Origin of the sequence: Stutzerimonas azotifigens DSM 17556 (genome assembly GCF_000425625.1) — a bacterium.
In the GTDB taxonomy this organism is placed as follows: domain Bacteria; phylum Pseudomonadota; class Gammaproteobacteria; order Pseudomonadales; family Pseudomonadaceae; genus Stutzerimonas; species Stutzerimonas azotifigens.
In genome coordinates this window covers 1-10730 of the sequence record NZ_AUDU01000089.1, presented here as the reverse complement: position 1 = coordinate 10730, position 10730 = coordinate 1, and the positions used below count along the sequence as shown (strand labels likewise).

General features: G+C 68.6%; 11 protein-coding genes. 3 read left to right on the top strand and 8 right to left on the bottom strand.

Annotated features, from left to right (window positions below; genetic code table 11):
- From H610_RS0108330 to H610_RS0108295, 8 genes are all read right to left on the bottom strand, one after another.
- Positions 1 to 227: IS3 family transposase (locus H610_RS0108330; RefSeq protein WP_028239241.1), on the bottom strand; the 227-nt coding region annotated here is incomplete at its 3' end.
- Between the two features lie 120 nt (positions 228 to 347).
- Positions 348 to 1136 carry a 3-oxoadipate enol-lactonase gene (pcaD, locus tag H610_RS0108325; protein WP_028239240.1) on the bottom strand — a complete coding sequence of 263 codons (789 nt, stop codon included), beginning with the start codon at positions 1134 to 1136 and terminating at the stop codon, positions 348 to 350.
- A 197-nt stretch (positions 1137 to 1333) separates the two neighbouring features.
- Positions 1334 to 2539, bottom strand: a complete 1206-nt coding sequence (pcaF, locus tag H610_RS0108320; RefSeq protein ID WP_028239239.1) for a 3-oxoadipyl-CoA thiolase — start codon at positions 2537 to 2539, stop codon at positions 1334 to 1336.
- Positions 2536 to 3318: a CoA-transferase subunit beta gene (locus H610_RS0108315; RefSeq protein WP_028239238.1), complete on the bottom strand. Its 783-nt coding sequence runs from the start codon at positions 3316 to 3318 to the stop codon at positions 2536 to 2538. Before H610_RS0108315 ends, pcaF begins: the two co-directional genes overlap by 4 nt.
- Positions 3318 to 4181: a CoA transferase subunit A gene (locus H610_RS0108310; RefSeq protein WP_028239237.1), complete on the bottom strand. Its 864-nt coding sequence runs from the start codon at positions 4179 to 4181 to the stop codon at positions 3318 to 3320. Before H610_RS0108310 ends, H610_RS0108315 begins: the two co-directional genes overlap by 1 nt.
- A gap of 176 nt (positions 4182 to 4357) precedes the next feature.
- Positions 4358 to 5422: a cell division protein ZapE gene (zapE, locus tag H610_RS0108305; protein ID WP_043238066.1), complete on the bottom strand. Its 1065-nt coding sequence runs from the start codon at positions 5420 to 5422 to the stop codon at positions 4358 to 4360.
- Between the two features lie 82 nt (positions 5423 to 5504).
- Positions 5505 to 7196: an AMP-binding protein gene (locus H610_RS0108300; protein ID WP_028239235.1), complete on the bottom strand. Its 1692-nt coding sequence runs from the start codon at positions 7194 to 7196 to the stop codon at positions 5505 to 5507.
- Positions 7197 to 7559: 363 nt separating this feature from the next.
- The gene (locus H610_RS0108295) at positions 7560 to 8486 is read right to left on the bottom strand and encodes a LysR family transcriptional regulator (RefSeq protein ID WP_028239234.1); all 927 of its coding nucleotides are present in this window, start codon (positions 8484 to 8486) and stop codon (positions 7560 to 7562) included.
- 134 nt (positions 8487 to 8620) lie between these two features.
- Between H610_RS0108295 and H610_RS0108290 the strand changes: the two genes are divergently transcribed.
- The 3 genes from H610_RS0108290 to H610_RS0108280 all read left to right on the top strand — a co-directional run.
- Complete coding sequence (locus tag H610_RS0108290; RefSeq protein WP_028239233.1) at positions 8621 to 9319, top strand: CoA transferase subunit A; 699 nt, start codon at positions 8621 to 8623, stop codon at positions 9317 to 9319.
- Positions 9320 to 9343: 24 nt separating this feature from the next.
- Complete coding sequence (locus tag H610_RS0108285) at positions 9344 to 10000, top strand: CoA transferase subunit B (RefSeq protein ID WP_028239232.1); 657 nt, start codon at positions 9344 to 9346, stop codon at positions 9998 to 10000.
- A 104-nt stretch (positions 10001 to 10104) separates the two neighbouring features.
- Positions 10105 to 10730 (top strand): thiolase family protein (locus tag H610_RS0108280; protein ID WP_028239231.1); only part of this gene is annotated, 626 nt, incomplete at its 3' end.

Sequence of the window (10730 nt, the reverse complement as noted above, 5' to 3'; positions counted from 1 at the left end):
AGCTCCGCCTCAAGCTGGCGGATTCGTTGCTGCTCCGGCGTCAAAGGCTTGCCGATTCCAGGTTGCCCCGAGAGCTCGGCCTCATACTGTTGGAGCCAACGGCGCACAGCCGTTTCCCCCAGGTTCATGTCTCGACAGACCTGCGCAACGCTCAGGCCCTGATCCTTGATCATCTGGACGACTTGCAGCTTGAAGCTGACATCGAAGGATCGACGTTTACGGCTCATGAATGACTCCTCGTTTCAGTGGATTTTCCACCTATCGAGGTGTCCGCGGGAATTGAACCACCGCACTGCGCCGACGCCTGCCGGGGAGAGGGCTGGGGTGAGGGGCCGAAGGAAACGACCCTAGCCGCGCAGGAAGGCGAGCAGGTGCTGGGTGAAGGCGTCACCCGCCTCGACGTTCGAAAGGTGCGCCGCAGGAAGCTCCACCAGCTGCGCACCGGCGATGCGCGCCTGCATGAAGCGGCCGTCGGCAGGGGTGGTGACCGGGTCGGCCTCGCCGCAGACAATCAGGGTTGGCGCGCGGATCCGGCCCAGCTGCTCGCGGAAGTCAGCGTCGCGCACCGCCGCGCAATTGGCCGCATAGCCATCCGGCGAGCTCTGCGCCAGCACCGCCACGACCGGCTTGACCACCTCCGGGCGGGTGCGGGCGAAGCCTGCGGTGAACCAGCGCGCGATGGTGGCGTCGCGCAGCTCGCGCATGGCTTGTTCGCGGCCCTTGAGCACGGTGTCGATGCGGCCGTTCCAGGTTTCATCGTTGCCGATCTTCGCCGCCGTGTTGCACAGCACCAGCCGCTCGACGCGGTCGCCGGCGTGGATGCCCAGCCACTGGCCGATGAGCCCGCCCATGGACAGGCCGCAGAAGGAGAAGCGCCCGATGCCGAGCCCATCGGCCAGCGCCAGCAGGTCACCGGACAGCTGCTCGATCGAATAGGGCCCCGGGGTGACCAGCGAGCCGCCGTGGCCGCGGGTGTCCAGGCGCAGCACGCGGAAGTGCTCGGACAGTGCCGGCACCTGCGCGTCCCACATGTGCAGGTCTGTACCCAACGAGTTGGACAACACCAGTACCGGCGCTTCGGCCGGACCGTCCAGGCGATAGTTCAGGGTGCCGCCGGGCAAGGAAAAGGCAGGCATGCAAGGCTCCTCAAAACGAGATTCGATAGTCGCACAACGGCGAGGCGGAAGGTGCACGGGAGGCTGCCGGCAGCACCGTGCCTTGCCCTTCTCCCCCCGGGAGAAGGGGGCCCGCAGGGCCGGATGAGGGTCAGGCACCGAGCCGCCCGGCCCTCACCCCGGCCCCTCCCGGAGGGGATGTGCTGCAGAAATGGGCTTCAGACCCGCTCGACCGCCAGCGCCACGCCCTGCCCCACGCCGACGCACATGGTCGCCAGGCCGAGCCTGCCGCCGTTCCTTTCCAGCCAGTGCACGGTGGTCAGCACGATGCGCGCGCCGCTCATGCCCAGCGGGTGGCCGAGGGCGATGCCGCCGCCCTGCGGGTTGACCTTCTCGCTGTCGTCCGGCAGGCCGAAGTCGCGCACGCAGGCCAGCGCCTGGGCGGCGAAGGCCTCGTTGAGTTCGATCACGTCGAAGTCCTCGACCTTCTTGCCCAGCCGGCCGAGCAGCTTGCGCACCGCCGGGATCGGGCCGATGCCCATCACCCGCGGCGACACGCCGGCGGCAGCCATGCCGAGGACCCGCGCGCGCGGCCTGAGGCCGTACTTTTCGACGGCCTCCTTCGAGGCGAGGATCATCGCCGCGGCGCCGTCGTTGACCCCCGAGGCGTTGCCAGCGGTGACCGTCTTGTCCGGGCCATTGACCGGCTTGAGCCTGGCCAGCGCCTCGGCAGTGGTGTCCGGGCGCAGATGCTCGTCAGCGTCGACCACCGTCTCGCCCTTCTTGCTCCTGATCACCACCGGGACGATTTCCTCGGCGAAGAAGCCCGACTCCTGCGCCGCCGCCGCGCGCTGCTGGCTGCGCAGGGCGAAGGCGTCCTGGTCGGCGCGCGAGACCCGGTGTTCGTCGGCGACGTTGTCGGCGGTCTCCGGCATCGAGTCGGTGCCGTACTGCTGCTTCATCAGCGGGTTGACGAAGCGCCAGCCGATGGTGGTGTCCTCGAGCTTCTGGCTGCGGCCGAAGGCAGTCTCGGCCTTGCCCATCACATAGGGGGCGCGCGACATCGACTCGACGCCGCCGGCGATGACCAGCTCGGCCTCGCCCGCGGCGATCGAGCGGAAGGCCGCGCCCACCGCGTCCATGCCCGAGGCACAGAGCCGGTTGAGGGTGATCGCCGGCACGCTTTCCGGCAGCCCGGCGAGCAGCGCGGCCATGCGTGCGACGTTGCGGTTGTCTTCGCCGGCCTGGTTGGCGCAGCCCATGTAGACCTCGTCGATCGCCTCGGCCTCGAGGCCCGGGTTGCGCTCGAGCAGCGCCTTGAGCGGGATCGCCGCGAGGTCGTCGGTGCGTACGGCAGAGAGGCCGCCGCCGAAGCGCCCGATGGGCGTGCGCACGGCGTCGCAGATGAATACTTCACGGGTCATTGGTCATCTCCTTTCTGGCCGTGGGCGGCCGCGGTGCGAGCTTCCAGCGCGCGCAGGGCGCCGAGCTCGGTTTCGTTGGGTTCGGCGGTCACAGCCAGCCGGTCGGCGAAGCGGATCGCCCAGCCGGTGTTCTCCACCACCTGCTCGCGGGTGATGCCCGGATGCAGCGAGGTGACCACGAATTCGTTGGACCCGGCTTCCGGCTCCATGATGCACAGGTCGGTGATGATCGCCACCGGGCCCTTGCCGGGCAGGCCCAGCTGCCGGCGGTGGTCGCCTCCCTCGCCGTGGCCCACCGAGGTGATGAACGCCAGCTTATCGACGAAGGTGCGATGCGATTGCTTGAGGATGATCAACACCTCCTTTGCGCTCCCGGCAATTTCCGGCGCGCCGCCGGCCCCGGGCAAGCGGACTTTCGGTTGGTGATAGTCGCCTATCACCGTGGTGTTGATGTTGCCGAACTTGTCGACCTGGGCGGCGCCGAGGAAACCCACGTCGATGCGCCCGCCCTGCAGCCAGTAGCGGAAGATCTCGGCGGTGGGCACCACGGTGTCGGCGGTCTCGGCCAGCTCACCGTCGCCGATCGACAGCGGCAGCACCTCGGGCTTGGCGCCGATCGGGCCGGATTCGTAGATCAGCACCACGTCCGGCGAGGAGGTCAGGCGGGCGAGGTTGGCGGCCTTGGACGGCAGGCCGATGCCGACGAAGCAGACCGCGCCGTTCTGCAGCCGGCGGGCGGCGGCCACGGTCATCATTTCACTGGTGGTGTAGGCGCTCATCAGCGGGCCTCCGCAGCGTTGGCTTGGGCGAGTTTCTGCTGGAATTCGGCGTAGTCGCGGGTCCCGCGGATGTAGTCGTCGACCCAGGCAACGAAGGTCTCGCGCTCGCGGGCGATCGGGTCCCAGGCCTGGTAGAAGCGGTTGTCGCGCTCGTAGTAGCCGTGCGCGTAGGACGGGTGGGCGCCGCCGGGCACCTCGCAGACCGCCCTGATGGCCCAGCTCGGCAGCACGCAGGCGTTCATCGGCGCGGCGAGGTCGTCGACGATCTCCTCGACGGTGACGATGCAGCGCCGCGCCGCCAGGGCCGCCTCCTTCTGCACGCCGAGGATGCCCCAGAGCAGCACGTTGCCCTTGCGATCGGCCTTCTGCGCGTGGATCACGGTGACGTCCGGGCGCACGCTCGGCACCGCCGCCAGCACCTCGCCGGTGAACGGGCAGGTGACCGACCTGAGCAGCGGGTTGACCTTCGGCAGGTCAGAGCCGGCGTAGGCGCGCAGCACCGCGAACGGCAGACCCGAGGCCCCGGCGACGTAGGCGTTGGCCAGGTCGGCGTGGCTGTGCTCCTCGATCTCCAGCGGCTGTGGCCAGCCCCTCTCCACCGCGTCGCGCAGACGGTGCAGCGAGCCGACGCCGGGGTTGCCGCCCCAGGAGAAGATCAGCTTCTTCGCGCAACCGGCGCCGATCAGCAGGTCATAGACCAGGTCGGGGGTCATGCGCACCAGCGTCAGATCGCGCTTGCCCTGGCGGATCAGCTCGTGCCCGGCAGCCGTCGGGATGAGATGGGTGAAGCCTTCGAGGGCGACGGTATCGCCGTCGTTGACGAAGCGCTGCACGGCTTCGGACAGGGAGAGAAGATCGGCCATGGGAATTCTCGTCGTTGGGTTCCGGCGTTCCGATGTCTATCGGTGCGAAGACCTTAGCCAGCGAGCCTGAACGCAACAATGCGGTAATCGACTATGTGTTCGTTTACCGAACGGTAGTTCGATCAGCTCGCTTCGGACCGCCCGCGGGAAATGCATGCGGGCTCGAACGCAGGCGCTCAGGCCGGCAGAACCAGGACCCGCAGCTCGGCCAGCCGGCTCAGCGTGCGCTGCAGATCCGGATGCGCCTCGGCGTTGACCACCTCGCCCGGCGGCGCTTCGGCGTGCAGGTTCAGGCGAGTGCCGGCGTCGTAGGCGATGTCGACGAAATTGACGAAGCGTTGCAGCACGTCGGTGCCTTCGCGCTCGAGCCGCGGCAACACGCCGACGTCCAGTTCGGCGAAGTGCCGGCACAGCCAGAGCATGTCCTGGCTCGCACGCGGCTGGCGGAACAGCTGGTCGAAGGCTAGCCAGGCGCGGCCCTCCTCCACCGCCGCCAGGTGCAGGGCGCGATGGTGCACCTGGCGGACCTGGTCGCGCAGCAGCCCAGGGCGCTCGGCCGGCAGCCAGTCGCCGGCGGCGGCCGGAAAGCGGTAGCAGCCCCATTCGCGGCTGGCCTGGCGACGCAGCCGGTAGTCCTCGCCGGCGTCCACTTCCAGTACCTCGAAGCGCGCTTCTATCAGCGCGATGGTGGGCTCGAAGCGTTCACGGTACAGCGGGTTCGGGCACAGCCCGGGTGGCGGGTAGTTGGAGGTGCAGACCAGCCCGACACCAGCCTCGATCAGCCCTTCGAGCAGGCGGCCGAGCAGCCGCGCGTCGCCGATGTCGTGCACATGGAATTCATCGAAGCACAGCAGCTGCACCTCGCCGGCCAGCGCCCGGGCCAGCCGCCGCAGCGGGTCGGGCTGGCCGGCGAAATCGCCCATGCGCGCCTGCACCTCCAGCAGGAAGGCGTGGAAATGCACGCGCCGCTTGCGCGCCACCGGCGCGGCCTCGAAGAAGCGATCCATGACGAAGCTCTTGCCACGCCCCACCCCGCCCCACAGGTACACCCCGGCCGGCGGCGGGCGACGCCAGCGGCGGCTGTGCAGGATGCGCGCCAGCCAGCCGGCGAGCGCCTCGATGGCGCGGCGCTGGGCAGCGTCGGCCTGGCAGCCGCGCTCGGCCAGCGCTCGTTCGACGCGCTGCCGGACGAGTTCGGCGACCGGCAGCGGCCGGCCGGTCGATCGGCTGTCGATGTCCATTGGAGCCCCGTGATCGGCGGTAGGGTTAGCGCTGATACCACAGGGGCCCGTCGCTGGCCAATGCCTGCCTCGCCGGCAACGCTCAGTCGGCGCCCTCGCCGCCATATAGGCCGAGTTCGGCCATGGAGATCTCGCGCATGCGGAATTTCTGCACCTTGCCGCTGATGGTCATGGGAAAGTCGTCGACGAAGCGGAAATGCCGCGGAATCTTGAAGTGCGCGATCTTGCCGTCACAGAACTCGCGTAGCGCCTGCGGATCGCACTGCTCGCCCGGGTGCACCTTGACCCAGGCGACGATCTCTTCGCCGTACTTGCCGTCCGGCACGCCGATCACCTGCACGTCGGAGATGCACGGGTGGGTGTAGAGGAACTCCTCGATCTCGCGCGGATAGATGTTCTCGCCACCGCGGATGATCATGTCCTTGTTGCGCCCGACGATGCGGATGTAGCCGGCATCGTCCATCACCGCCAGGTCGCCGGTGTGCATCCAGCGCGCGCCGTCGATCGCCTCGCGGGTGGCCTCGGGATTGTTCCAGTAGCCGAGCATGACGCTGTAGCCGCGGGTGCACAGCTCGCCGATCTCGCCACGCGGGAGCACCCGCCCCTGGGTGTCGATGATCTTGCTTTCCAGGTGCGGCTGGGTGCGCCCGACGCTGGTGACGCGCCGTTCGAGGTCGTCGTCGGGCCCGGTCTGGGTCGACACCGGGCTGGTCTCGGTCATGCCGTAGGCGATCTGCACCTCGCGCATGTTGAGCTCGGCGATCACCCGCTTCATCACTTCGATGGGGCAGATCGAGCCGGCCATGATGCCGGTGCGCAGGCTGGACAGGTCCAGTTCGCGGCGGGCCGGCTCGTCGAGCATGGCGATGAACATGGTCGGCACGCCGTAGAGCGCGGTGGCGCGTTCGTCGGCGACCGCCTGCAGCGCGGCGCGCGGCTCGAAGGCGGCGCTCGGATAGATCATGGTGCTGCCGTGGGTGAGGCAGCCGAGATTGCCCATCACCATGCCGAAGCAGTGATACAGCGGCACCGGGATCACCAGCCGGTCGCGCTCGGTCAGGCCGAGGCTTTCGCCGACCATGTAGCCGTTGTTGAGGATGTTGTAGTGGCTGAGCGTGGCGCCCTTGGGGAAGCCGGTTGTGCCGGATGTGTACTGGATGTTGATCGGCTCGTCGAACTGCAGCAGGGCGCTGCGCACCTCCAGCGTCTCCTGGTCCACCTGCCCGGCCAGCGCCTGCACGGCCTGCCAGCCGAGCATGCCCGGCGCCGGCGTCTGTCCCAGGCTGACCACCCCGCGCAGTTCCGGCAGCGCCTGGCTGTGCAGCGCGCCGGGTTCGCTGCCCGCCAGTTCTGGCAGCAGCTCGGCGAGCATCGCGTGGTAGTCGGAGGTCTTGAAGGCGTCGGCGCAGACCAGCCAGCGGCAGCCGGCCTGCTTCAGCGCATACTCCAGCTCGGACAGGCGGTACGCCGGGTTGATGTTCACCAGGATGACGCCGATGCGTGCCGTGGCGAACTGGACGATGCACCATTCGGCGCAGTTCGGCGCCCAGATGCCGAGCCGGTCGCCCTGCTCCAGACCCAGCGCCAGCAGGCCGCGGGCGCAGCGGTCGACCGCCTCGGCCAGCTGCGCCCAGCTCAGGCGCACGCCCTGATGGCGCACCACCAGCGCCTCGTGTTCGGGAAATCGCTCGACCGTGCGGGCGAACGCCTCGCCGATGGTCATGGCCAGCAGCGGTTTGCCTTGCGGGCCACAGGTATAGCTCGGAAGCGCCATGGGGATCCTCGACTGATTGTTATTGGAATACGAGTCGCCTCGGCGCCGCTCCCGGACAGGAGGCGTGCCGCTGCGTTTACCTTTACGTCAACGTAAGCAGGCCTTTTCGATCCGTCAATTGCGACAGAGGTCGCACGGCCAGGGGCCAGCATGAGCTTAGAAGGGCATGTTTTAGAAGGGCACCTTGGGGCAGACGGATGCCATGGGAGCCACGCCTACCTCGGTGTGAATCAGGTTCGCGGTCAGACCGCACAGGGATAGGTACCGCACCCGTAGGGTGGGCTTCAGCCCACCATCCGGGGCCACGATTGGTGGGCTGAAGCCCCACCCTACGCGGAGCGCCGCCCGGCCCACCCTACGGTACTAAAGCCCACCCGGGGGCCGGGCCTGGCCGGCGAGCCCCGGCAGGGCCCAGTCCGCGCCGAGCAGGGTGTCGGCCAGGGCCTGCGCCGCCGAGGACAGCTGGTGGCCCGGCTTGGTGATCAGGCCCACCGGGCGTTCGATCACCGGGTCGCCGAGCGCCAGGCAGCGGGCGCCCAGCTCCTGCATCGGCTCGCGACACAGCGCCGGCACCGCGCTGACGCCCAGGCCGCTGGCGACCATCCGCCCGACCGTCGCCAACTGGTGGCTCTCGAAGGCCACCGCCGGTTTCAGCCCCCAGCGCGCGAGGTGCTCCTCGAGCATCAGGCGCACCGCCGAAGGGCGCTGCAGGGTGATGAAGGGCTCGGCCAGCAGCTCGCTCCAGCCGAGCTGCCCGCGTGCGGCCAGCGGCGAATCGGCCGGCACCACGGCGACGAAGCGGTCCAGGTACAGCGGGGCGAACTCCAGCGGCGCGCTCGCTTCCGGTTCGAAGGCGATGCCCAGCTCAACCTGGCGGTCGCGCACCATGTCCATCACCTGCTCGTTGATCACGTCGTGCACGGTGACGCCGATCGAGGGGTAGCGCTCGCGGAAGGTGCGCAGCAGCGGCGGCAACAGGCTGCCGGCGAACGACGGCATGGCCGCCAGCGCCACCCGCCCGCGCTGGAGGGTGAAGCGCTGGCGCAGCTCGTCCTCGGCGTTGTCCCAGTCGGCCAGCAGCCGGCGGGCCAGCGGCAGCAGCGTCTCGCCCTCGGGGGTGAGGGTCACGCTGCGGGTGGTGCGGCTGAACAGGCGGCCGCCGAGGCTGTCTTCCAGCGCCTTGATGGTCAGGCTCAGGGCCGACTGCGACAGGTGCAGGCGCTCGCAGGCCTGGGCGAAGCTTAGCGTCTGCGCGACGGCGAGGAACGCCCGCAACTGCTTGACCGTCATGCCCGCCTCCACCCTGTCGATTGTTGAGCTTTATAAATCAATCGCTCGTAAAAACAAACTTAACAAAGGAACCGGCCCCGGCAAGACTTCCGGACAACGGGCTCCGCCCAGACAAAACAACAAGAGGAAGCGACATGGCTGGTTTCGACAAGCGCGTAAGCACCTACGCCGAAGCCCTCGACGGCCTGCAGGACGGCATGACCGTACTGGCCGGCGGCTTCGGCCTCTGCGGCATTCCCGAGAACCTCATCGCCGAAATCAGGCGCCGCGGTACCCGCGGCCTCACGGTGGTCTCGAACAACTGCGGGGTCGACGGCTTCGGCCTCGGCGTCCTGCTCGAGGACCGGCAGATCCGCAAGATGATCGCCTCCTATGTCGGCGAGAACGCGCTGTTCGAGAAGCAGCTGCTCGACGGCGACCTGGAAGTCGAGCTCACCCCGCAGGGCACCCTGGCCGAGAAGCTGCGCGCCGGCGGCGCCGGCATTCCCGCCTTCTTCACCGCCACCGGCTACGGCACGCCGGTCGCCGAGGGCAAGGAAGTGCGCGAGTTCGATGGCCGGCACTACATCCTCGAGCACGCCATCAGCGGCGACTTCGCCATCGTCAAGGGCTGGAAGGCCGACCATTACGGCAACGTCGTCTACCGCCACACCGCACAGAACTTCAACCCGTTGGCGGCGGCCGCCGGCAGGATCACCGTGGTCGAGGTGGAAGAGATCGTCGAACCCGGCGAGCTGGAGCCCAGCCAGATCCACACGCCCGGCATCTACGTCGACCGCATCATCTGCGGCACCTTCGAAAAGCGCATCGAAAAACGCACCCTGCGCGGCTGACGACAAGAACAAGAGGAACAGACCATGGCACTTTCCCGCGAACAGATGGCCCAGCGCATCGCACGTGAGCTGCAGGACGGCTACTACGTGAACCTGGGCATCGGCATTCCGACGCTGGTCGCCAACTACGTGCCCGAGGGCGTCGAGGTGATGCTGCAGTCGGAGAACGGCCTGCTCGGCATGGGCGCCTTCCCCACCGAGGCCGAGCTGGACCCGGACATGATCAACGCCGGCAAGCAGACCGTGACCGCCCGCACCGGCGCCTCGATCTTCGATTCCGCCGAATCCTTCGCCATGATCCGCGGCGGCCATGTCGACCTCACCGTGCTCGGCGCCTTCGAGGTCGACGTGCAGGGCAACATCGCTTCCTGGATGATCCCCGGCAAGCTGGTCAAGGGCATGGGCGGCGCGATGGACCTGGTGGCCGGCGCCGAGAACATCATCGTGGTGATGACCCACGCCTCGAAGAACGGCGAGTCCAAGCTGCTGCCCCGTTGCAGCCTGCCGCTGACCGGCGCCGGCTGCATCAAGCGTGTGCTGACCGACCTCGCCTATCTGGAAATCGAGAACGGCGCCTTCGTGCTCAGGGAACGCGCGCCGGGCGTGAGCGTCGAGGAAATCCGCTCGAAGACCGCCGGGGAGCTGGTGGTGCCCGACGAAGTGCCGGAAATGACATTCTGAACGCACTCGCTCCCGCGTAGGAGCGAGCTCGCTCGCGAACATTCCAGAGAGCCCCGCAAGCGCCCGCTCTCCCACAACAACATCCGATCCAACGGAGCCCGCACATGCAAGACGTCGTCATCGTCGCCGCCACCCGCACCGCCATCGGCAGCTTCCAGGGTGCGCTGGCCAACATTCCCGCCCAGGAACTCGGCGCCGCGGTCATCAAGCGCCTGCTGGCACAGGCCGACCTGAACCCGGCCGAGGTCGACGAGGTCATCCTCGGCCAGGTGCTTACCGCAGGCAGTGGCCAGAACCCCGCGCGCCAGGCCGCCATCGCCGCCGGCCTGCCGCACGCCGTGCCGGCCCTGACGCTGAACAAGGTCTGCGGCTCGGGCCTCAAGGCCCTGCACCTGGCCGCCCAGGCGATCCGCTGCGGCGATGCCGAGGTGATCATCGCCGGCGGCATGGAGAACATGAGCCTGGCGCCCTACGTGCTGCCCAAGGCCCGCACCGGCCTGCGCATGGGCCATGCCGGGCTGGTCGACAGCATGATCAGCGACGGCCTGTGGGACGCCTTCAACGACTACCACATGGGCATCACCGCCGAGAACCTGGTGGACAAATACGGCATCGCCCGCGAGGAGCAGGATGCCTTCGCCGCCGCCTCGCAGCAGAAGGCGCTGGCCGCCATCGAGGCCGGGCGCTTCAAGGATGAGATCACCCCCATCGAAATTCCCCAGCGCAAGGG